General features: G+C 52.6%; 24 protein-coding genes. 14 read left to right on the plus strand and 10 right to left on the minus strand.

Annotation, left to right across the window (positions count from 1 at the left end):
- Positions 1 to 26: 26 nt before the first annotated feature.
- The 3 genes from ACQ0MK_RS00005 (at position 27) to ACQ0MK_RS00015 (ending at position 2,852) form a co-directional block, all read left to right on the plus strand.
- The gene (locus tag ACQ0MK_RS00005) at positions 27 to 542 is read left to right on the plus strand and encodes a MarR family winged helix-turn-helix transcriptional regulator (RefSeq protein WP_350040837.1); all 516 of its coding nucleotides are present in this window, start codon (positions 27 to 29) and stop codon (positions 540 to 542) included.
- 194 nt (positions 543 to 736) lie between these two features.
- Entirely contained in the window at positions 737 to 1,465 is a 729-nt protein-coding gene (locus tag ACQ0MK_RS00010) for a response regulator (RefSeq protein WP_430474274.1), read from the plus strand.
- A 52-nt stretch (positions 1,466 to 1,517) separates the two neighbouring features.
- Complete coding sequence (locus tag ACQ0MK_RS00015) at positions 1,518 to 2,852, plus strand: ATP-binding protein (protein WP_350046983.1); 1,335 nt, start codon at positions 1,518 to 1,520, stop codon at positions 2,850 to 2,852.
- A 73-nt stretch (positions 2,853 to 2,925) separates the two neighbouring features.
- On the opposite strand, the gene ACQ0MK_RS00020 is transcribed toward ACQ0MK_RS00015, so the two are convergent.
- Together ACQ0MK_RS00020 and ACQ0MK_RS00025 are read right to left on the minus strand one after the other, a co-directional pair.
- On the minus strand, positions 2,926 to 3,621 hold the full coding sequence (locus ACQ0MK_RS00020; protein ID WP_430474275.1) for a nitroreductase family protein: 696 nt from the start codon (positions 3,619 to 3,621) through the stop codon (positions 2,926 to 2,928).
- Between the two features lie 196 nt (positions 3,622 to 3,817).
- On the minus strand, positions 3,818 to 4,501 hold the full coding sequence (locus ACQ0MK_RS00025) for a GntR family transcriptional regulator (RefSeq protein ID WP_430474276.1): 684 nt from the start codon (positions 4,499 to 4,501) through the stop codon (positions 3,818 to 3,820).
- Between the two features lie 307 nt (positions 4,502 to 4,808).
- Here ACQ0MK_RS00025 and ACQ0MK_RS00030 point away from each other — a divergent pair, with 307 nt between their 5' ends.
- Positions 4,809 to 5,585: a ferredoxin--NADP reductase gene (locus ACQ0MK_RS00030; protein ID WP_350040831.1), complete on the plus strand. Its 777-nt coding sequence runs from the start codon at positions 4,809 to 4,811 to the stop codon at positions 5,583 to 5,585.
- A gap of 78 nt (positions 5,586 to 5,663) precedes the next feature.
- Here ACQ0MK_RS00030 and ACQ0MK_RS00035 read toward each other — a convergent pair whose 3' ends face one another.
- From ACQ0MK_RS00035 to ACQ0MK_RS00060, 6 genes are all read right to left on the minus strand, one after another.
- Positions 5,664 to 6,008 carry a tRNA-binding protein gene (locus tag ACQ0MK_RS00035; protein ID WP_430474277.1) on the minus strand — a complete coding sequence of 115 codons (345 nt, stop codon included), beginning with the start codon at positions 6,006 to 6,008 and terminating at the stop codon, positions 5,664 to 5,666.
- 163 nt (positions 6,009 to 6,171) lie between these two features.
- On the minus strand, positions 6,172 to 6,624 hold the full coding sequence (locus ACQ0MK_RS00040) for a phasin family protein (RefSeq protein ID WP_430474278.1): 453 nt from the start codon (positions 6,622 to 6,624) through the stop codon (positions 6,172 to 6,174).
- A 200-nt stretch (positions 6,625 to 6,824) separates the two neighbouring features.
- A complete protein-coding gene (locus ACQ0MK_RS00045) occupies positions 6,825 to 7,541 on the minus strand; it encodes a TetR family transcriptional regulator (RefSeq protein WP_430474279.1) in 717 nt (238 codons plus the stop codon).
- A gap of 34 nt (positions 7,542 to 7,575) precedes the next feature.
- Positions 7,576 to 8,391 carry a pyrroline-5-carboxylate reductase gene (gene proC, locus ACQ0MK_RS00050; protein WP_430474280.1) on the minus strand — a complete coding sequence of 272 codons (816 nt, stop codon included), beginning with the start codon at positions 8,389 to 8,391 and terminating at the stop codon, positions 7,576 to 7,578.
- A gap of 370 nt (positions 8,392 to 8,761) precedes the next feature.
- Positions 8,762 to 9,268: a YbjN domain-containing protein gene (locus ACQ0MK_RS00055; protein WP_430474281.1), complete on the minus strand. Its 507-nt coding sequence runs from the start codon at positions 9,266 to 9,268 to the stop codon at positions 8,762 to 8,764.
- A gap of 205 nt (positions 9,269 to 9,473) precedes the next feature.
- Complete coding sequence (locus tag ACQ0MK_RS00060; protein WP_430474282.1) at positions 9,474 to 9,788, minus strand: accessory factor UbiK family protein; 315 nt, start codon at positions 9,786 to 9,788, stop codon at positions 9,474 to 9,476.
- A 213-nt stretch (positions 9,789 to 10,001) separates the two neighbouring features.
- On the opposite strand from ACQ0MK_RS00060, the gene rfaD reads away from it, so the two are divergent.
- From rfaD to ychF, 9 genes are all read left to right on the plus strand, one after another.
- Positions 10,002 to 10,988, plus strand: coding sequence for an ADP-glyceromanno-heptose 6-epimerase (gene rfaD, locus ACQ0MK_RS00065; RefSeq protein ID WP_430474283.1), 987 nt, complete (start codon positions 10,002 to 10,004; stop codon positions 10,986 to 10,988).
- A 149-nt stretch (positions 10,989 to 11,137) separates the two neighbouring features.
- Entirely contained in the window at positions 11,138 to 11,974 is an 837-nt protein-coding gene (gene lgt / locus ACQ0MK_RS00070) for a prolipoprotein diacylglyceryl transferase (RefSeq protein ID WP_430476058.1), read from the plus strand.
- On the plus strand, positions 11,971 to 13,104 hold the full coding sequence (locus tag ACQ0MK_RS00075; RefSeq protein WP_430474284.1) for a class I SAM-dependent methyltransferase: 1,134 nt from the start codon (positions 11,971 to 11,973) through the stop codon (positions 13,102 to 13,104). The genes lgt and ACQ0MK_RS00075 overlap by 4 nt, the downstream gene beginning before the upstream one ends.
- Before the next feature lie 70 nt (positions 13,105 to 13,174).
- The gene (gene pgeF / locus ACQ0MK_RS00080) at positions 13,175 to 13,996 is read left to right on the plus strand and encodes a peptidoglycan editing factor PgeF (RefSeq protein WP_430474285.1); all 822 of its coding nucleotides are present in this window, start codon (positions 13,175 to 13,177) and stop codon (positions 13,994 to 13,996) included.
- Positions 13,997 to 14,129: 133 nt separating this feature from the next.
- Positions 14,130 to 15,140, plus strand: a complete 1,011-nt coding sequence (locus ACQ0MK_RS00085; RefSeq protein ID WP_430474286.1) for a hypothetical protein — start codon at positions 14,130 to 14,132, stop codon at positions 15,138 to 15,140.
- Positions 15,141 to 15,446: 306 nt separating this feature from the next.
- Entirely contained in the window at positions 15,447 to 16,379 is a 933-nt protein-coding gene (locus ACQ0MK_RS00090; RefSeq protein WP_430474287.1) for a ribose-phosphate pyrophosphokinase, read from the plus strand.
- A gap of 122 nt (positions 16,380 to 16,501) precedes the next feature.
- Positions 16,502 to 17,125: a 50S ribosomal protein L25/general stress protein Ctc gene (locus ACQ0MK_RS00095; protein ID WP_430474288.1), complete on the plus strand. Its 624-nt coding sequence runs from the start codon at positions 16,502 to 16,504 to the stop codon at positions 17,123 to 17,125.
- 15 nt (positions 17,126 to 17,140) lie between these two features.
- On the plus strand, positions 17,141 to 17,926 hold the full coding sequence (pth, locus tag ACQ0MK_RS00100; protein ID WP_430474289.1) for an aminoacyl-tRNA hydrolase: 786 nt from the start codon (positions 17,141 to 17,143) through the stop codon (positions 17,924 to 17,926).
- A gap of 66 nt (positions 17,927 to 17,992) precedes the next feature.
- Positions 17,993 to 19,096, plus strand: a complete 1,104-nt coding sequence (ychF, locus tag ACQ0MK_RS00105) for a redox-regulated ATPase YchF (RefSeq protein WP_350046998.1) — start codon at positions 17,993 to 17,995, stop codon at positions 19,094 to 19,096.
- 61 nt (positions 19,097 to 19,157) lie between these two features.
- On the opposite strand, the gene ACQ0MK_RS00110 is transcribed toward ychF, so the two are convergent.
- Positions 19,158 to 20,009 carry a hypothetical protein gene (locus ACQ0MK_RS00110; protein WP_430474290.1) on the minus strand — a complete coding sequence of 284 codons (852 nt, stop codon included), beginning with the start codon at positions 20,007 to 20,009 and terminating at the stop codon, positions 19,158 to 19,160.
- A gap of 302 nt (positions 20,010 to 20,311) precedes the next feature.
- On the opposite strand from ACQ0MK_RS00110, the gene ACQ0MK_RS00115 reads away from it, so the two are divergent.
- Complete coding sequence (locus tag ACQ0MK_RS00115; RefSeq protein WP_430474291.1) at positions 20,312 to 21,043, plus strand: glutamine amidotransferase-related protein; 732 nt, start codon at positions 20,312 to 20,314, stop codon at positions 21,041 to 21,043.
- A 15-nt stretch (positions 21,044 to 21,058) separates the two neighbouring features.
- On the opposite strand, the gene ACQ0MK_RS00120 is transcribed toward ACQ0MK_RS00115, so the two are convergent.
- Positions 21,059 to 22,066, minus strand: a complete 1,008-nt coding sequence (locus ACQ0MK_RS00120) for a virginiamycin B lyase family protein (RefSeq protein ID WP_430474292.1) — start codon at positions 22,064 to 22,066, stop codon at positions 21,059 to 21,061.
- Between the last annotated feature and the right edge of the window lie 35 nt (positions 22,067 to 22,101).

Raw genomic sequence — 22,101 nt, forward strand, 5'->3', positions numbered from 1 at the left:
CAACAAAACTGACATAACGGATAAGCATGGCAGATATCTCAACACGTAAGGTTAACCCGCTTTTCCTGCGGGAAGAAGAGCTTAGGCAAGGCATCGAATTGCTGTTTTATGCCTATCGCGATTTCACCGCGGTCGCAGACCAGATGCTTGAGCAATATAATTTCGGTCGCGCCCATCATCGGGTCATTTATTTCGTAAGCCGCAATGCCGGTATTACGGTCAGTGAGCTGTTATCGATTCTCAAAATTACCAAGCAGTCCTTGTCGCGTGTGCTCAGCCAATTGGTACGCGAAGGCTTTATCGAACAAAAAACCGGCCTGCAGGACCGCCGCCAGCGTTTGCTGACCTTGACCGAAAAGGGCGAGGCGCTTGAACGTGAACTGACCGAAAAACAGCGCGCCCTTATCGCTGCTGCCTACCGCGAAGCCGGTGCAGAATCGGTTGAAGGTTTCCGCAAGGTGATGCTGGGTATGCTTGATCTTGAAGACCGCAAACGGTTTGAAGATGACGGCCCCACCGGATTGCGCAGTCGGGCAAGTTAGGCCGGTTTGCGGGGCGGGTTTTGTCCTTAACACGGCAACAGCCTTGAGCATATCGCATTCCCCGGTTCTGAAAATTCTTGTGCCTGAACGCGGTGGCCGCAAAATTGCCATGGATATGCTTACGCTTTTGAAAGATTTTGGCCCCAGATTATTGGGCATAAGGCCAAATTGATTTAGGCGTTCGGGGGAATTCGATGACTGGTGCGGATCAGCCACATATTCTTGTGGTCGACGATGATGATCGTCTGCGGGATTTGCTGACCCGTTATCTTGGCGAGAACGGGTTTAGTGTCTCTGCCGCGCGCGATGCCGCCGAGGCCCGGGCAAGCCTTGAGGGGCTTCAGTTTGACCTGATTGTTCTGGATGTTTTAATGCCCGGTGAAAAGGGTGTCGATCTTGCGCGCAGCCTGCGCGAATCCGGGGCGAAAGTTCCCATTCTTTTGCTGACGGCCCTTTCAGAAACAGAAGACCGCATCGCCGGGCTTGAGGCCGGGGTAGATGATTATCTGGCCAAGCCGTTTGAGCCGCGCGAACTTGTCTTGCGGATCGAAGCCATTCTGCGCCGTTACGCCCAATTGCCAGAAGAAGACGCCGAACAAGAAGCTGTTCCGGTGTCCGACATGGTCCGGTTTGGACAGTTCAGCTTTGATGTTTCGAAAATGATTTTGCAGCGCGGGGATGACCATATTTACCTGACATCTGCCGAACAGGCCTTGTTGTCTGCACTGGTCAAGCAGCGCGGACAAACTATGTCACGTGAACAGCTTCACGCCATGATGAGCGGAAATGCCGTTGATCCTGCTGGGTCGCGCAGTATTGATGTACAGGTAACCCGTTTACGTCGGAAATTTGAAGATGACCCAAAGCAGCCAAGATACTTGCAGACCGTACGCGGTCGGGGCTATGTGCTGTATGCAGATTGAACTGGAACGATGATTATGATCAGGTGTGACGAAATGAACAAGGAAGTGCACCGTGGGTAACGAACAGAACGGGCCGATCAAGTCATTCATGCCGACGGGGCTTTTAGGCCGGTCGCTTTTGATCTTGATGACACCGATGCTGCTTTTGCAGATCGTCACAGTCCTGATCTTCTTTGAACGTCACTGGGATACGGTCGCACGCCAGCTCAGCCGTGGCCTTGCCGGTGATGTGGCATATGTTATCGATTATATTGGTCAGTTCCCCGACGAAGAGCACCTTAAATGGCTCCAGCATTCCGCACGGGCGCGGTTGCAGCTTGATCTTGTGTTCGAACCAGATGAAATCTTGCAAGAACAGACCGATACACCGCCATTTGGTTTGGTGTCGGAAGAACTGTTTGTCGCCCTTGATGAACGATTGGCGCGTCCGTTTTATTTCAACCTTGATCTGGATGACAACCGGCTTGAAATCCGCGTTCAGTTGAAAGAAGGCGTTCTGTCAATCGTTGCGCCGCGCAAACGGCTTTATAATTCGACCACCTATATCTTCTTTATGTGGATCGCCGGTTCTGCGCTGATCCTCTATGGGGTTGCCGTCATCTTTATGCGCAATCAGGTGCGTCCGATCCGCCGTCTGGCAAAGGCGGCCGATCAGTTTGGTCGCGGTGTCGATGTCGAAGATTTCAAACCCGAAGGGGCGGCAGAAGTCCGCATGGCCGCATCATCCTTTATGGCGATGCGTGATCGTATCGGGCGACATTTATCCCAGCGAACAGCGCTTTTGGCCGGCGTGTCGCATGATTTGCGCACGCCTTTGACGCGGATGAAGCTTGAACTGGCGATGCAGCAATCATCGCCAGGCGTCGATGCCCTTAAGCAAGATGTCGTCGATATGGAACGCATGGTTGATGCCTATCTGGCATTTGCCCGCGGCGAAGAGGGTGAGAAGGCGGTTCTTGCCGATATCGGCAAACTCCTGACCGATCAGGTTGGTGAGGCGCTTCGTGACGGGCAACAGATTGATCTTCACATCGAAGATAATCTTGAGATGGAACTCCGCACTCAATCGGTGCGCCGCTGCATTTCAAACATCATGTCCAATGCCGGTCGTTACGCCAATAACCTTTCGGTTCGGGCCGGACGTCGGGGACAGGATTACGAGATTGTCTTTGATGATGATGGTCCGGGCATCCCGGCGGACAAACGCGAAGACGTCTTCAAGCCATTCTTCCGGCTTGAGGAATCGCGCAATCAGGCGACCGGCGGCGTTGGCCTTGGCATGACGATTGCCCGTGATTCCGCCCGTGGTCATGGCGGCGAGGTTTTCCTTGAAGATGCCCCGGGTGGCGGATTGCGCGTTCGCCTGGTTCTGCCGATCGGGCATTGATCTTGATGTCATATGACATGCAAAAGCCCCGCTTGATGCGGGGCTTTTTGTTGGGCGGGATTTTGCCGCGCAATTAGAAGAATGTCGCGATTTCCGAAAGGTCTTTCTTCTCGGTCGCGTGGGTCGGGATGGTGGCATCCGGGGCAGGGTAGCCGGTCACAAGCAGGATATAGGGTTTGTTGTGATCCGGGCGTCGGCAAATGTCGGTCAGGAAGCTCATCGGGTTTGGGGTGTGGGTCAGGGTCGCAAGGCCCGCACGATGCAGGGCGGCGATCAGAAATCCGGTTGCGATGGAAACGGATTCTGGCACGTAATAGTTCTTGCGCATCTTGCCATCGGCAGAGGTGCTTTTGCGTTCGCCGAAAATGCAAATCAGCCAGGGTGCTGTTTCCAGAAACGGTTTGCTGTCATCAGTGCCCAGCGGCTTGAGCGCCTCAATCCATTCTTCGCCACCCCGACCTTGGTAAAAGGCACGTTCTTCTTCTTCTGCTGCATCACGGATTTTCTTTTTCATAACCGGATCGCCAATGACCGAGAAATGCCACGGTTGATGATTTGCCCCATTCGGCGCGGTTCCGGCCGCACGAATACAGGTTTCAATAATGTCACGCGGCACAGGGCGATCAGAAAAGTCGCGCACGGTGTGACGTGTTTTGATCTCGTCATAGAAACCTTGGGCACGGGCCCGCATTTCGGCCAGGTCATATTCCTGATAATCGGGAAGTGGAATGGGCAGGAAATCGGTGGTGAGGGTTTTGGAGGATGACATGACGCTTCCTGAAAGTTTGTATTGTTATATTGTCAGACAATCCTATGGCCGGAGCGAAATTGCAGCAAGTGTAAAATTGGGGTGTCATCAGAAGGACCGGGCGTATCTGAAACAGGTTCAAGGCCCCGAATGGATAGAGGTAGGGCTTCTCCCCCGCGCAGAGAGAGGCATCCTTAGATTGCGCTAGGCTGGCACCTTAACGGGCGACCGGGGCAGCAAAATGATCATCGGACAGGGCCTGCACCAACTGGCGGGACTGATCAACATGATCAACCATGATGGTTTCGGCCAGCATGGCATCGCCTGTGCGCACCGCATCGACAAGGGCGCGATGCGCAGCATTGGTGCCCAGAACCTTGTCATCGGCGACCAGAACGCGAAATTGCAGCCAATAGACATTGTTTGAAATACGGCGGAGTTGTTCGCGCAGAAGCCCGTTTTCGCTGACATCGGCAAACAGCATGTGGAAGGCAAGATTGTGGCGTGACATGGCGTTCAGATCGCGGGTTTCTTCGGCCTTATCAAGGGCCGCCTGAATGTCTTCCAGTGGTTTGATGTTGGCAGTGATCATGGGGGTTGAAAGCCGGACAGCCAGTCCTTCAAGGGCTGCGCGCACGGTAAACAAATCATCGACTTCGCGGCGGGTCATGTGCCGGACGCTAACGCCGCGATAAGGTTGTGATTGCAACAATCCGTCCGAGCTTAACTGACGAAAGGCTTCGCGCACGGAAGGCCGGCTAACATTAAGCTTTTGCGCGAAATCGATTTCGGTCAATCGTTGCCCTGGGGCCAATCGGCCTTCGCGGATGGCGTTGGTGATGGCATCGGCAATCTGGGAGACTGCAAGCGTATCGGCGGAGTGTTCAGTGTTCTGCGACATATATCACTCGATTGAGATGTGTCATTGCACGACTGTAAAGCATGGGTCTATCACAGCATGAGATTGTCTTGCCAAACGGGGCTGGTGTCCCTAGTTTGCTTGATTGTCTGACAATATTCTACATTTATTTTGTATGAATTCATGTAATTTACACAAAATGACAAGAAATATGGATTGTTTTCTTGCGATATACGCGTAAGTGATGTTAAATCGCGCCAACTTGGCATGGACGATGTGCCGGGATATATATCCGTGTTTCCCGCCACGGTCCCACACACAGACAGACAAAACGGATTGATGTAGCGTTATGGCCAGCAATTTTAACGAAGAAACCGTCACTTATGTCCATCACTGGACTGACACTCTCTTCACGTTCAAAACCACCCGTGATCCGGGCTTCCGATTCATCAATGGTCAGTTCGCGATGATCGGCCTTGAGGTCGAAGGCAAGCCGCTTTTGCGCGCCTATTCGATGGTCAGTGCCAATTATGATGAAGAACTTGAATTCTTCTCGATCAAAGTGCCAAACGGTCCGCTGACCTCGCGTTTGCAGCATGTCAAAGTGGGCGACAAGATCCTTGTCGGGCGCAAGCCGACCGGAACGCTGATCCATGACAATCTGTTGCCGGGCAAAAACCTGTGGCTGTTGTCGACCGGTACAGGCCTTGCGCCGTTCATGAGCGTTATTCGTGATTACGAAACCTATGAGCGCTATGAAAAGGTCATTCTGGTGCATGGCTGCCGCGAAGTCCGCGAGCTGGCCTATCAGGAATTCATTCACAGCGAACTGCCAAACAATGAATTCTTTGGCGAAGATGTTCAAAGCAAGCTTCTGTATTACCCGACCGTCACCCGTGAAGAGTTCAAAAATCAGGGCCGCATCACCGAGTTGATGAAGTCGGGCAAGATTTATGAAGACCTTGGGCTGGCCAAACCGACCTTGGAAAATGACCGCTTCATGTTGTGTGGTAACCCGGAAATGATTGCCGAAACCCGCGAGATGCTGGTCGAATGGGGTGGTCAGGAAGGCAATATGAACGAGCCGGGCCACTTCGTCATCGAGAAGGCCTTCGTCGAAAAATAATACGACGAAACACCGAATGCGATAAAGATAAGGGCGCAGTCAGATGGCTGCGCCCTTCTTGTTTGGCAGGATCAGCACCTAGAACAGGCGCGCGCCATTGGGGACATCGTGATCCGGGCGGATCAGAACGATGCCTTTGTCGTCTTGCCCGTCGGGGAAGCCCAGACACAGGAATTCGGACATAAACGGGCCGACCTGTTTTTTGGGGAAATTGATCACGCCTGCGACCTGACGCCCGATCAGTTTTTCCGGCGTGTAGTATTTGGTGATCTGGGCGGATGTTTTGCGGGTGCCGATTTCAGGACCGAAATCGACCCACAGTTTAAGTGCGGGGCGGCGTGCTTCGGGGAATTCCTGTGCGTCTATGACGGTGCCAACCCGGATGTCGACCTTTAAAAAATCATCAAAACTGATTTCGCTCATGATCTGTTCTCCTTGTTATGGAGGAAAACCTAGTGCGATCTTTTGGTCTTGAGAAGTTCAAAGCGAAGGGGCAGGCAAATATTGGATTTTCAGCACAAGAAAAATGGCAGGACCATAAGATCCTGCCATCAAGTAGATTACGGGAAGGTATCAGCCTAGGCTGTTACTTCGCAGCTGCGCTCTTTTCGATTGCAGTTTTGAACTCGTCGAGAGATTCGGTAAAGCGGCCCTGGAGAAGCGAAAGTGCTTCTTCCTGAGACTTGGTTACCAGACCTGAAAGTTCCTTGGCGTTCGAAAGTGCTTCTTCGTAAGCAGTTTTCGCAACTTCAGCCTGCTTTGCAGCAGACGCCATCGGGTCGTCAGCGGAAGTAGCAGCAAAATCTTTGCCCTGTGTCTGGACTTTGTCCAACAGCGACTTGAAGATCTCACTCTGGCGCTGAGCAACAGCCTGGAAACCATCGAAGGCCACCTTGTTGGCTTTGGTCAGGGCTTCCACGTTTTTACGCTGGAAAGCCATCATCTCGTTCACGTCAACACCCGGAATTTTGAAATCCGTGGTGAATTTGGTGAAGTCGACATCAAAGAACGGGTTGGAAGCCTTTTTAGCGGCGGTCATGGTTTGCACTCCATTTACAATTTGCAACAGGTATGGAATGAGGCGCTATTGTGCGCCGCACAAATTCAACTGCAATATGCCGGAATGAATGGAAACCGTCAAGGATTATTTTGCACTGCACAAAAACTTTAAGGTTAATGTTTTATGTCCGTAATATAACCTTGGGTAGGGTCTTGATTCCCCGTTTTCAGATCAGAGCGTTAGTCGGCAGTGGATGCCGAACGGCCTTCTGTGCTGTCGGTACCGCTTGCGGTGGTTGCGTTGTCCGTTGCGGTATTTTTTCTCGAGAATCGATGATAGGCGCTCGAGAATTTTCCACAAATCCGGTTGGCTTTTCCCAAGCCTTTTTCAACTTGACCATCCCACGAAGCCGCCCGGGAAAGTTCCCGATCCAGATAAGCCATGGTTGTTGAAAAGTCGGTGGTGTCATCAAGAAGCCATTGGCGGACTGTACGAGCATATATGGCTGTTAGGCCAGCAATGCGTAAGTTACCCTGTATGCCGGATGTGTGAAAACCAGCGGCCTCTAACATCCATCGCATGGAACCAAGGTGGGTTTTAAGTGCGCGCGCGCCGTCAGCAGGGCCAAGATCCCCCCGGTTAGATATGATGGATCGCAGGGCCGGGCGGTAATCGGCAAGGGCGTCGAACCGGGCCATCATCACGGCAATAAGGCGGTCATGTCCGGGTTCGTTGAAATCTTCGGTCTCAAGGTCGGCCAAAACTTCGCGGTCGATCTTTTTCACAAGCTGACGAAGGATATCGGCCTTGCTTTTGCAATGGTCATAGCAGTCGGCAACCGACAGTCCTGATGCTTGGGCGATATCAATCATGGTGACGTCATGCCAGCTTTTTTCTGCTGCGAGTTTCATGGCAGCAGTGATCAGGGTATTTGGAATATCCTTTTTCGCAGGCATGACTATCTCCATCAAATGTTTGAAGGCTGGTGTTTTAACCGGCCAACTCGACTGATCTTTTGCGGGCTGCTTCAACCGCGCGCGTCATTAATTCAGGTAGGCCTGATTTCTGATCCATCAAAACATCAAGCGCGGCTGCGGTGGTGCCGCCGGGGCTTGTGACATTCTGGCGCAAGGTTGCAGCTGTGTCTTCGCTGGCATCAAGAAGGAAGCCTGCACCCACAACCGTCTGGCGTGCAAGCAGCATCGCCTGATCGGCGGGAAGGCCTGCGGTTTCACCAGCTTGCGCCATGGCTTCGACAAGATGGAAGATATAAGCAGGTCCGCTGCCTGATAGGGCCGTTACCGCATCCATCAGGTTTTCATCTTCGACCCAGGATACCAGACCAACGGTCTTAAGCAGGGTTTCGCACATATCGCGCTGGGCGATGCTGACATTATCGGTCGGGCACATGACGGTCATGCCGCGCGATACGGCAGCAGGTGTGTTGGGCATGGCGCGGACAATTCGGGCCATCTCGCCAAGGTTGCTGGCAAAGAAGTTGATGGTTTTGCCCGCAGCCACGGACAGGAATACGGTTTCCGCCCGAACAAGCGATTTATAGTCTGCAATCACATCAGGCAGAACTTGGGGTTTGACAGCGAACAGGACCACCTGTGGAATGAATTCCTGCGGCACATCTTTGATGTCGGTCACACCATTGATGCCATAGCGTGATTGAAGTTTGGCAGTCGTTTCGGTCTGCTCAACAATATAGACATTGGCGGCTTCAAGACCTTGGGCAAGCCAACCTTCAAGCATGGCACTTCCCATTTTGCCACAACCGACCAGCAAAAGACGCGTATTCATAAAATGTGCTCCGCTTTATTCATCGGGTTTCGTCAATGATGATGCCATCAACAGTCTTGATGCAATGCCGTACCGATCTTCTCAACGTGGGTCAAGTCAGGTCATAGAGCAAGGGGCAGGAACAGATCGCCGTGCAATTTTCCGGTGGCGGCAGATCAAGGTTTGTTTGGCTAAGATGGATCAGGATCACGGGATTTTATTTTGCGCAATGTCTGTCAAATGCCTCGGCCTTGCCAATTATCTTGTTTTGCCAAAACCGGACAATGGACGAAAAAAAATCCAGCCAGATACGAAAAAGGACGGCGATGATGCTGTCCTGATCACGTGACCCGAACGAGTTGCGCATTTGCGTTGATCGGGGTTTGCCGCCTTATGCCTGACCAACCGGTTCGAGCATCGAATGGGTCAGGGCATCATCGGGTGATTTCCCCTGTTCCAGAACAAAGTTAAAGGCCGGGAAAAAGCGTTCGCATTCCGAAATGGCGATATCAATCATTTCTTCGAACTGCTCGACCATTGGCGGGACATCACCGCCAAACAAAAGGGTATGACGGAACAGCGGCATGTTTTCTTCAAGCCACAGGCCAAAATGCCCAATCCAAAGCTGTTCATTACATTTGGCAACCAGTTCGTAAACGCGTGAGCGCAACGGTTCGGGGACGAACATATCAAAGCAGCACGCGATATGGAGCGCCTCTGCGTCTTCGCGCCAGGTGAAATAGACCAGATACGTGCACCAATGTGCTGGGATCTCGACCACCACCTCGTCGGTGCTGCGTCGTTCCAGTTGCCATTGGTTGGTGCGGGCGATATCTTCGACAAGAAGCAACGGGTTTTCGTCGCCCAGGTCGTCGATATCCTCCATTTGGTCGTTCATATATATTCAGCCTGTATAAGCATATGCGAAAGGGCGCGCACTATATGCCGGTGCGCCGCACGTTTCAACTGTCGCGCAACGCAGGACAGCAATGAATTTCGGATAACCGCCATCTTCCCCGTCCTGATCGACTTTTCAGCCATCCAATCGTGACGGTTAATTTGGGATTAGGACCGATAAACCATATGTGGGGATTAAACTGGGGTTAGGCGTCTTTTTTTGCCGCCGGCTTTGCACGGCTCTGTTTTGCAGCCGGTTTTTTCGGTGCGTCGGCAGCTGCAAGGCGCTTTTCCAGATCGGTGATTTTGGCTTCGAGTGCGTCAATGCGTTCAGCTGCGCGAATGGCAACGTCGTGAACCACATCGAATTCTTCGCGCGTGACCAGATCCATCCCGATCAGGATTTTTTCAAATTGCTGGCGGACCATGGCATCAACTTCGCCTTTGACGCCAGTCATGGTGCCCAGTGCAGAATTGGTAACACGGGTGATGTCGTCGAGAATGCGGTTGTTGATCTGCATAATAGTCTCCGGCTTTCTGGATCAATGTGTTTAGGGTCAGGACCCTGAGCATAATATGGGTGTTCATGGTGATAGGGCAAGCTGATCGTTTGGGGATGGGGTTAGCATGGTGATATCGTTATTTTAGATCGCTTTTCTTGCTCCTGATCAGGGGCGGTCTTATAAAGTGGTCAGAATTTCAGATTTACGGGTCTTGCCCGCCAGGAGAATGCAATGCTTATCGTCACCGGGGGTGCCGGATTTATCGGTTCCAATATTGTTGCCGCCCTTGAAGATCGCGGCGAAACCGACATTGTTGTGGTTGACCGCCTGCGCGATGGCATCAAATGGAAAAACATCGCCAAACGCAATCTGCGCGACATCATTCATCCTGATGAACTTCCGGCGTTCCTTGATAAACATGCCGACAATATCGACGCGATTTTCCATATGGGCGCGATTTCCGCGACCACGGAAACCGATGCGGACAAGATCGTTGCCAATAACCTGAAACTGACAACCTGGCTTTGGGATTGGTGTTCGCACCATTCAGCGCGCCTGATCTATGCATCATCAGCAGCCACCTATGGCGATGGTAAACAGGGGTTTGATGACAGCTTTGTCGAGGCCGATCTGGTCAAGCTTGCACCGTTAAATGCCTATGGCTGGTCAAAGCATGCAACCGATCGTCGGTTCCGCCGTACTCTTGATCAGAATGATTTTCGTCCAAAACAGTGGGCCGGATTGAAGTTCTTTAACGTCTATGGCCCGAACGAATACCACAAAGGCGGTATGCGTTCTGTGGTTTCCCAGATGTTTGACAAGCTTAGCGCGGGTGAAACCGCGACCCTGTTTAAATCCCATCATCCTGATTATGAAGATGGCGGGCAGTTGCGGGACTTTGTCTGGGTTGGTGATGTGGTCAAGATCATCATGTGGCTTTATGACAATCCGCAGGTCAGCGATCTTTTCAATGTCGGAACGGGTAATGCGCGTAGCTTCAAGGATCTTGCCCTTGCCGTTTTTGCCGCCATGGGGAAAGACGCGAAAATCAATTACATTCCGACCCCGGAATCCATTCGCGATAAATACCAGTATTTCACCGAGGCCAATATGGCCAAGCTTCGTTCTGCTGGATATGGCGATGAGATGACGTCGCTTGAAGAAGGGGTGCGGCTTTATATTCAGGATTACCTCGCGACCGAGGATCCTTTCCGCTAAGCAAGCATAGTAAATATCGGGCGCTAAACGGCAAAAAGATCCATTTCGGCCAAGCTGCCATGATGCTGCCCATATCCTTTGCGACTTGATCCTTTGCGAACTCGACACAGCCCATTCACCTTAATCGCTGCTGCGAACCGGAGTTTCCCCTGATGCTGAGCCTTGCCTTTCCGGCGATAGACCCGATTGCGATTTCCATCGGCCCGATTGCCATTCGCTGGTATGCGTTGGCCTATATCGCGGGCTTGCTGTTGGGGTGGAAATATGTGGTGTATTACTGCACCAAAACCCCAAATATCATGAGCAAACGCGACGTTGATGATTTGCTGTTTTGGGCGACCCTTGGCGTGATATTGGGCGGGCGTTTTGGATATATCGCGTTTTACAATCTGGACTATTACCTTGATAACCCGGCCAATATTCTCAAGGTCTGGCAGGGCGGCATGGCATTCCATGGCGGGTTCATGGGGGTAATTGTTGCGATCATTTTGTTTGCGCGCAAACGCGGGATTTCGATCTTGGCCGTTCTGGATGCCGCAGCGGTGGCAACACCGATCGGGTTGTTCTTTGGCCGGATTGCCAATTTCATTAATGGTGAATTGTTTGGCCGGACGACCGATGCGCCGTGGGGCATGGTGTTTCCGCATGGCGGGCCTTTGCCGCGCCATCCAAGCCAGCTTTATGAAGCTGCCCTTGAAGGTCTAATCCTGTTTGTCATTTTGTTTGTCCTGTCGCGCAGTGCGTTTGTGCGTCATCGTCCTGGTATTCTGGGTGGCACGTTCGTTGCGGGTTATGGCATCTCGCGGATCATTGTCGAGTTCTTCCGTCAGCCAGATGCCCAGTTGGGCTACCTTGCCGGCGGTGTCACAATGGGGCAGATTTTGTCGATCCCGATGGTTCTGGTCGGGGCGGCATGCATTGTCTATGCGCTAAAAACCAAACCGATTGAGACCCGTATACATCCCAAAGAGGCCGAAGCCGCGTGAGTAAGACGCCTGATACCGATAGCCCGCTTCTAAGCCATATCAAACGCCGGATTGCCGTTTCCGGGCCGATCAGCATTGCCGATTTCATGACTGAAGCATTGGCCCATCCGGAATATGGCTATTACCGCAAACAGGACCCGTTTGGTCGGGCGGGCGATTTTATCACCGCCCCTGAAGTCAGTCAGATGTTTGGCGAACTGATCGGTCTTTGGGCCGCCGTCAGTTGGCAGCAAATGGGCTGCCCGCCAAAAATTGATGTGATCGAAATGGGGCCGGGGCGCGGGACGTTGATGTCTGATGCCTTGCGGGCTGTGCGCAATGTGCCAGGGTTTAGTGATTGTCTGACGGTGCGATTTGTGGAAACCAGCCCGGTTTTGCGCAGCCATCAGCAAACGGCGATCATGGCCTATGGCATTCCGGCCACCTGGCACGAAGCGTTTGATGACATCCCGACACGCAAAAACGTTCCGGCAATCGTGATTGGCAACGAGTTTTTCGATGCCTTGCCGATCCGCCAGTTTGAACGCGGGGACACCGGATGGGCTGAACGCCTTGTCGGCATGGATGCCGACAGTGGTGCGCTTGGATTTGTCCGTGGGCGCGAAACGCCGGTGACCGATGCGCTGATCCCGGCGACGTTGCGGGGTGCGGCCAAAAAGGGCGATATTTTCGAATCCTGTGCGCCCGCCATTGCCATTGCCGATCAGATTGCCCGGCGGATGAATGAAACCGGCGGGGCGGCATTGTTTATCGATTACGGCCATCCCAGCAGTGCGTACGGCGATACTTTACAGGCGCTTAAGGGGCATGAATATCATCCGGTTTTGTCTGAACCGGGCGATGCGGATTTAACCGCCCATGTCGATTTTGCCGCGATTGCGCGGACCATGACTGAGGCCGGGGCGCGCACCGGGGCGGTTTTGACCCAGGGCACGTTCTTAAGAATGTTGGGCATTGAACAGCGGGCCGAGTTGTTAAAACTCGATGCCGAAGAACAACAGGCGACCGCGATTGATCAGGCCCTTGCGCGGTTGATTGATGCCGATCAGATGGGAACACTTTTTAAAGTTCTGATCGGCTATGGTCGCACGACAACACCGCCGCCTTGTGTAAGCGGCGTGTCGGGATAAATTGTCAGATTATCTGATCACCTCGCCTGATTGCCTAACCTGATCGCCAATAGGACGGAGCCGCCCACCCATGACACATCCGATCACTGACGGTATTGCCCGTTCGTCCAACGGACTGACATGGTTCGAGGCCGAAAAACTGTCCGATCAAACCGGATTGCGCCATGGCTTTTTAAGCCGCAAGGGCGGGGTCAGTGACGGCATCCATGGCGGGTTAAATGTTGGTTTCGGATCAGACGATGACAAAACCCGCGTTGCCGAAAACCGTGCGCGTGCGGCGGCTGCCTTTACCACCACACCCGATAAGCTCAGCACGGTCTATCAGGTCCATGGGACGGATGTTGCCGTTCTGGATCGGCCCTTGTCGCGCGATGAAGCGCCCAAGGCCGATGCCATGGTGACGGATCGTCCGGGGATCATGTTGGGAATTCTCACCGCCGATTGTACGCCGGTTCTGTTTCATGATCCGGTGGCCGGGGTGATCGGGGCGTGCCATTCAGGGTGGCGCGGATCCTATGGCGGTGTGTCTGCCGCCACGGTGGATGCGATGGAAAAGCTTGGCGCCAAACGCGAAAACATTACCGCAGCCGTCGGGCCGTGCATCGCACGGAAATCCTATGAAGTGGACGGCGCGTTTCGCGACACCATTCTGGATGGGCCGGAAGGATCGGACGATTTGTTTGATGCGTCGCATCGTTCCGGGCATTTCATGTTTGATCTTCCGGAATATGTCCGTCGACGGACGATTGCGACCGGGATTGCATCGGTTGAGCTTGTCGCGCGTGATACGTTGGCCGAAGAAGATATGTTTTACAGTTACCGCCGCACCACGCTTCGCAAGGAGCCCGATTATGGTCGGCAGCTTTCCGCTATTATGCTGACAGGAATGTAAGGGATTGATGGGATCGAATGACCATCTGTTCGTATCGGGGGATACATCATGCCGCATATGATTATGCTGTTTTTCTTTATGATCATCGTAACCATGGTTGGTTGCGTCTTGATGTGAGTTAGTAAGTAGTCAAATGCCACCATTCCTCCGTTCTTTTGCCGTGTTGGTTCTTATGGCCGTCCCGCTGGGTGCGTGTGGTGATTTGCCGCGCCCGTTTGAGGGGGCCGGACGCGAAGGCGATCCGTCATTGTTGGAATTGCGCGATACCGGAACCGTCCGGGTTGAGGGCGGCGATGATTTGCCACAAGGCGCATCGGCCCATCTTGCCCGTGCAATGGCGCGTGCTTTGCGCAAACGCGATATCGCAGCCTATAGCGACAGTCAGAATGGTGGCGATTACATTTTGCGCCCCAATGTGCAGACCAGTTTGGTCGAAACGGGGGCCAAACTTGATGTTACATGGGTTTTGATGCGCCCGGATGGATTGGCAATTGATACCGCCCGATCGGTCGGGGAGCTTTCATCAAACCAGTGGTTTGCCGATGAACCGACCGGCCCGGAAGAAAGCGATCTTGCCGTGCCGCCGGACCTTGTTGATAAGGTCCGTGAACTTGACGGTGTTAAAGCCGACCCGTTGGCATTGACTTATGACGGTCTGGTTGCCCTGCCAGCGGATCAGATTGCCTTTATGATTACCGGTGATCGGTCGGCATTCAAGGCCGCACCGTTTATGAAGATTGCCCTGATTGATTTTGCCGGTGCGCCGGGCGATGGCAATACTGCGCTTGCGCGCTCAGCCGGGGCATTGTTGCAATCCAAAGGCATCCTTGTTGACAAGGAGATCGGGGAGCACAGTATTATTCTGTCGGCCAGTGTCGATGTCAGGCCGGTTGAAAAAAGCACGCGCGAGCCCCTTGATCGCGTGTCAATTGACTGGGTCATCATGGAAGTGGACGGTACCGAGCTTGGCCAGATGCAGCAAAACAACGTCGTGCTGCGCGGAAGTCTTGATAAACATTGGGGTGCGATTGCATCGATTGCAGCGCAAGCAGCTGTTGAAACACTTGAAGGTGTTTTGGGGCAAATCGCGACACGCAAACAGCTGCAATTGCGGGCGGATAAAAAGACCGCGTCTGCGCGATAACAGCCGGTCATTTCCGGGTCTGGTCGCGTGATGCATGACAGCCTTGTCGTTATTCGCCATTGGCACCATTTACAGACTGTTAACGGCTGGTTATAAAGCCGCCGCGATCTGCCAAGATGTGGATTTGCCGATGAGGGGTCTTTGAGTGTCGTGAACATGTCGTGAAGCTTGGCGGGGAACCCCCCGAAAACCGGGCTTTTAAACGATAGATCGCGTGGGACCAATCCCGGTTGATCTGTGCTGGCTGGAGTCGCAAAAAGATTTTAGTTTTTCGCTTTCCCGGCACCCATTAACCGAGGCCCCGCCATGAAGATCCTTGCTTGTAACAGCAACCGTCCTTTGGCAGATGCTATTGCTGATCATCTGAACCTGCCGCTTACCCGCGCAGATGTTAAGCGATTCTCCGATGAGGAAATCTGGTGTGAAATTCAAGAAAACGTCCGCGGTGAGGACGTTTTTGTGATTCAGAGCACCTCTTTCCCCGCAAACGACAATCTGATGGAACTTCTGGTGATGCTCGACGCGCTGCGTCGTGGGTCAGCACGCCGTATTACGGCTGTTATGCCGTATTTCGGATATGCCCGTCAGGACCGTAAATCCGGTCCCCGGACCCCGATTTCAGCCAAACTGGTTGCCAACCTGATTACGGTTGCCGGTGCAGACCGCGTTCTGACCATGGATCTCCATGCCGGTCAGATTCAGGGTTTCTTCGACATTCCGCTTGATAACCTGTTTGCGTCCCCGGTTCTGACCAGTGACATTCGCAATAAGTTTGAAGGCCAGAAACTGGTCATCGTTAGCCCGGATGTCGGTGGTGTTGCCCGTGCGCGTTCGGTTGCCAAACGTCTTGATGCCGAACTGGCGATTATTGATAAACGTCGCCCGCAGGCCGGTGTTTCCGAAGTTATGCATGTGATCGGTGATGTTAAGGATGCAGCCTGCATTCTGGTTGATGACATCGTTGATTCGGCTGGAACTCTTTGCAATGCTGCTGGTGCGCTAAAAGAACGTGGTGCGGCATCGGTTGCGGCATATGTTTCCCACGGTGTCCTGTCGGGCCCGGCGGTTGAACGTATTGCCAATTCGCCGATGTCTGAAGTTGTCACCACTGATTCGATCAAGGCATCGGATGCGGTACGTGGCTGCTCTAAAATTCGACAGCTTCCGATTGCGCCGCTGATGGCTGAAGCCATCCGCCGTATTTCGGAAGAAAAATCTGTTTCCGTTCTTTTCGATTGAGGGTATAAGGCCCTCGTCGCGGTGGCACCCCTGGAGGCCACCGCGCTTGTTTTCGTGGGCTTTCAGCGGTGGTTTTCACCAACCTGCGAGAATGATTTTTTTTAGTTCAAGGAAAATTTCCGATGGCAAACACTGTTATCTCTGCGGAAATCCGTGAACGGGCCGGAAAGGGGGCCGCCCGTGCCGTGCGTCGTGCCGGTATGGTCCCTGGTGTCATTTATGGTGCAAAACAAGAACCTGTTTTGTTCCAGATTGACCCGCGTCCGCTCGTGAAACTTCTGCACAAGCAAGGCTTCTTTTCTCACATTCTGACTGTTGAAGTCGGTAAAGAGAAATACGAAGTTCTGCCGCGCGATGTTCAGTTCGACAAAGTCACTGATGTTCCGATCCACGTCGACTTCCTGCGCTTTGCAAAAGGCCAGACCATGAACGTCGAAGTGCCGGTAAGCTTCATCAACGAAGAGAAATCGCCGGGCCTTAAAAAAGGTGGCGTTCTTAACGTTGTCCGTCACGATGTTGAAGTTATCTGTGCTCCTTCCGCAATTCCGGAAGAGCTGGTCTTCGACCTTACGGGTGTTGAAGTTGGTGACTCGATCCACATCTCGGCAATCAAATTGCCGAAAGGTGTCGAACTCGCGATTACCGACCGTGACTTTACCGTTGCGACCGTTGCTGCTCCGTCCGCTCTGAAATCGGAAGAAAATTCCGCTGACGGCGAAGACGAAGAAGAAGCAACCGAAGAATAAGATCGAGGTCTTAAGATGTTTTTGGTGGTTGGATTGGGAAACCCGGGTTCGGGATATGCCGCCAATCGCCACAACATTGGCTTCATGGCGGCGGACGAATTCGTCCGCCGCTATTCTTTTGGGCCCTGGCGTAAAAAGTTTCAGGGCCAGATTTCCGAAGGCGAATTGAACGGGCAGAAAATTCTGGTTCTTAAACCGGAAACCTTCATGAACCTGTCGGGGCAAAGCGTTGGCGAAGTCCTGCGCTTCTATAAAATTCCGATCGAAGACGTTATTGTGCTCCATGATGAGCTGGACCTGCCGCCCGGAAAAGTCCGGGTGAAGCGTGGCGGCGGACATGGTGGGCATAACGGGTTGCGATCCATTGATGCCCATTGTGGCAAAGAATACCGTCGGGTCCGTTTGGGGATTGGCCATCCGGGGGATAAATCCCGTGTGCATGGCCATGTGCTTGGTGATTTTTCCAAGGCCGAACAGACGGGTTGGTTAATGACCCTGCTGGATGCGGTCGCCGCAGAATTTGCGCGACTGACCAAAGGGGATGACGGCGGCTTTATGAGCAAAGTTTCCGCCATCGTTTCCCCGCCCAAGCCAAAGGCGCCGAAAAAAGACAAAGCGGCAACGGATAAGGCCAAGGGCGATAAAAACGGTGATGCGAACGCGCCGGATGCCGTTGGCGAAACGATGGAAGATTTATCGGGTGCGGCAAAGGTTCGCCTCGAACGTGCCGATACACCGGTGAGCAATGCGGCTTCGGCAATGGCCCAAGCACTTGCCAAGGCATTTGGCAAAAAGAAATAGTCTTCGGTTTGTGACGTCACAAGCCGATCCTGAAGAAAACAAATTCAAGTTACGGAGCCCGGAAAGATGGGATTCAAATGCGGTATCGTCGGCATGCCAAATGTTGGCAAATCGACCCTTTTCAACGCCCTGACCCAGACGGCTGCTGCAGAAGCGGCAAACTTCCCGTTCTGCACGATTGAGCCGAATACCGGCCGTGTCAGCGTTCCTGATGATCGTCTTGACAAGATTGCCGCAATTGGCAAATCGGCGACCATCATCCCGACCCAGCTTGAATTCGTTGACATTGCCGGTCTGGTCCGTGGTGCATCGAAGGGCGAAGGCCTTGGCAACCAGTTCCTTGCCAACATCCGCGAAACCGATGCCATTGTGCATGTTCTGCGTTGCTTTGAAGATGGCGACATCACCCATGTAGACGGATCGGTTGACCCGGTACGTGATGCGGAAACCATCGAGACCGAGCTGATGCTGGCCGATATGGAAAGCCTGGAAAAACGTATTCCGGGTTTGCAGAAAAAAGCCCGCCAGAACGATAAAGACGCCGTTCTGACGATGGAACTGATTGAACGGTCGCTTGAAGCCCTTCGTGAAGGCAAGCCAGCCCGAACCGTTAAAATTGACGGCGAAGACGAAGAAAAAGCGTTCCGTATGCTGCAGCTTCTGACCAGCAAGCCGATCCTTTATGCTTGCAACGTTGATGAAGACAGTGCGGCAGAAGGGAATGAGCTTTCAGCCAAGGTTGCCGAAATGGCAGCGGCACAGGGTGCGCGTTCGGTCGTGATTTCAGCCGCCATCGAATCCGAAGTGGCGCTTTTGGACAATGCCGAAGACAAACAGGAATTCCTTGAAGGTCTTGGTCTTACGGAAACCGGTCTGACGCGTTGTATCCGCGAAGGCTACAAGCTGCTTGATCTTCTGACCTTCTTTACCGTTGGTCCGAAAGAAGCGCGTGCCTGGACAGTGTTTAAGGGCGCAACCGCACCGAATGCCGCGGGTGTTATCCATACCGACTTCGAACGCGGCTTCATCAAGGCTGAAACCATTGCCTATGATGATTTCATCACCTTTAACGGTGAAACCGGTGCGCGTGATAACGGTAAGCTGCGTCAGGAAGGCAAGACCTATATCGTTAAAGACGGCGATATCTTCCACTTCAAATTCAACGTTTAAGCCCGACCTTAAACGTAACAAATTCAAGGCCGTCGCACATTGTGCGGCGGCTTTTTTTGTGTCATTTTTTTATTGAAGACAGAACTTGAGGGCCGAATGTGCTCGCAAACAATAAGGGGGTCGAAAGATCCGTGGAAATATGATCTGAAAATGCAGTGCTAATGCCTAGCAATATTGTACCAATTGCTGTGCTTGCAATTCGCTCACCGTTCTTTGTTTTTGATAAGGCACTTAAGCAACTGAGAATTTGCTCGGCGAATTTATGACCGTGTTCAGCTAGTTCATCATCTGAAATGTGATCTAATGCCAAAAAAGACTCTAGCGAATAAATCAATGAATCAAGGCACTGAGTTTCAATTTGATGGGCTTCAAGTTTATCTTGCTCATTCGGGGTTTGGTAGGCCATCAAGGCATATCTCTCTCGACAAGCTGTCAACGCAAGGTGACAAATAGAGACAACTTGCACCGATTTCTTGTTCTTTGCCGGAGAATATGCAGGCCCGAGTGAACCAGCAGCGAGTGCAAGGCGAAAGTCATCAATGCTATTCAGCTCAATGTCTTTTACTGCCCAATGGTTTCTAGAAAATTCGAAATCAGCGATACCTAATTTCTTTTGATGGGTTCGAATAAGGCCATACGATATTGGCGTTCGCCAATTCAGGTCAAAGACTATGCGTCCGGGTAGAATCCGTGCTTCGCGTAATTGAGCTAAGTATGCTTCGCCATCTATCTCTTCAGTTGCCAGAATTGCGGGGAATTCGACAGCCCTTTTTAGTATCTCTTCTGTCAGTTTTTCATTTCGATGATTAAAGAAGCTATCTGCTGTGTATTCACCGAACCTTGTCGAATCAATTAATTCAAATCCATTAAGACTGGCACGGGGAGCATCTCCGGTGATTATTAAGTTGTACATTTCGATCTCACTGAAGTGAATATTTAGGCCGAGATTGGTGGAGCCTAAATTAAGCTCGGTATGATTTTTTATAATAACGATGAGTTTAATAATTCTCCGAGGAGACTATCAAATCAAGACATAAACATTGCAATCAGGGGTAAGAATATTTCGTAATTTCAAGTGCGAATTATTGCCTGTTGATTTGATTAAATTAAGTCTTGTGGGCCTTCTCTGTGTGTTCGAGCGACGTTAGTGTTTGAAGAGGGTTGCCAAAATAAGCGAGAGGAGTCACCCTTCGCTCTTGCAGCAATGAGGTCCCGATGAACGAACTAAGCTCTGCCAATCGTATTTTACTGGTTTTCAATTCTGCCACCGGTCAGCCCGGTCGGGTGGGAACCGTGATGCGCCGGTATGGCTATGAGTTCGATATTCGCCGTCCCGGTGAAGGGGATGCCTTGCCCGATGATCTTGGCGGCTATCACCTTGTTGTCGTGTTTGGTGGCCCTATGAGTGCCAATGACGACCATCTGGACAATGTTCGGGCGATCATGGATTGGTTGTCCAAGGTGGTTGCCAGTGATGCGATGTATCTTGGCATTTGCCTTGGCGCGCAAATGATGGCGCGGTATTTGGGGGCGTCTGTAACCCCCCATCCCGATGGCATGACCGAGATCGGTTACTACCCGGTTCAGGCGACCGAGGCGGGGCGTGATTTATTCCCCGGCGAAATGATGGTCTATCATTGGCATAGCGAAGGGTTCGATGTGCCAGACGGGGCAGAATTACTTGCCACTGGCCCGACATTCCCCCATCAGGCCTATCACATTGATCAGCGCATCTGGGGCATTCAGTTCCACCCGGAAGTCGATGACGAGGCGCATGAACGCTGGTTATCTAATTCTGCGGATAAAACCGACCGACCGAACGGGCAGGGCCCGGACCTTCAGCGGGCAGGCCGGGCCAAATATGATGCAGATTTTGGCGCATGGTTTGAACGGTTTGCCGAAAAGGTTCTGATTGGGGATCGGATTTGTTCGGAAATCGGGCATTAACGCAGGCGACAGTTTTTAGTTTCCAACCATCGCCTGACCAATTGTTCCGGCATCGCTGCCAAACCAGACGGACTTCGTATCACGGTTATAATCCATGTGCCGGACGGTGACCCCGCCCGACGGGACTGGTGTGTTTGAGATGAATTTTTCCGTGGTTGGGTCAAAGCCGACAAACATTGCGGATCGTCCACCTTCAACCGTCCAGACACGGTTTGCACCATCAATTGCCATGCCATAGGGACGGGCATTCGATCCGCCGGGCATCGGCCATTCATCAATGGTCCCGGATGTCGGGTCAAGTCGCCCCAGAACCCCGCGCGCATAACCGGTATAAAAAACATGCCCCTGATCAGTGATGCCAATTCTGCGCGGGCGTGCGCCATCAGGCAGGGTGTGTTCACGAAGTTCCAGCGTTTCAGGGTGAACCGACGCCAGCTTGTTGGTGCCCAAAAGGGCAATCCACAAGGTGCCATCGGGGGCCTGTTTGATCCCGTAGGGACGGGCGCGGGGTGTTGGCACCTTGATCAGATCAATCTCATTGTTTTGCGGGTTGAGGCGCCCGATGAAATTGCCGTTTTGAACCGTAAACCAGATGAAGCGGTTATCGGCATCAAAGATCAGGGTGTGGGGATCGCGTGCGGCAGGATCGGGCATGGCGATCTTGTCGATATGATCGGTCTTAGGGTCATAGCGCCCGATATATCCCGACAGATTTCCCGCATACCAGACAATGCCGTCATCCCCGACAATCAGATTATGAGGGCCGGGTTCATCATCAAGATCACGTTTGAAAAACGCACCACTTTGTGGATCAAGCCGCCCGATATAGTCGCCGACCTGCCCCACAAACCAGACTTCGCTGTTTGAAACGGCATCTGGATCACGCGGCAAACCGCCATATTCGACCGTCCATTCGCGAATTTCGATTTCGCCAAACGGATCGGCGGCTTGTGCCGCAGGGACACCCACCGCAAAAAGCAGGGTTAAGAAAAACAGACCGGCAAAGAAAAATCGCATTCCCATGGTGACATCTCCGCAACGACGTTTGCAGATATCGA

The sequence above is a fragment of the Thalassospira lucentensis genome (assembly GCF_050516545.1).
GTDB classification, from domain to species: Bacteria; Pseudomonadota; Alphaproteobacteria; order Rhodospirillales; family Thalassospiraceae; genus Thalassospira; species Thalassospira lucentensis_C.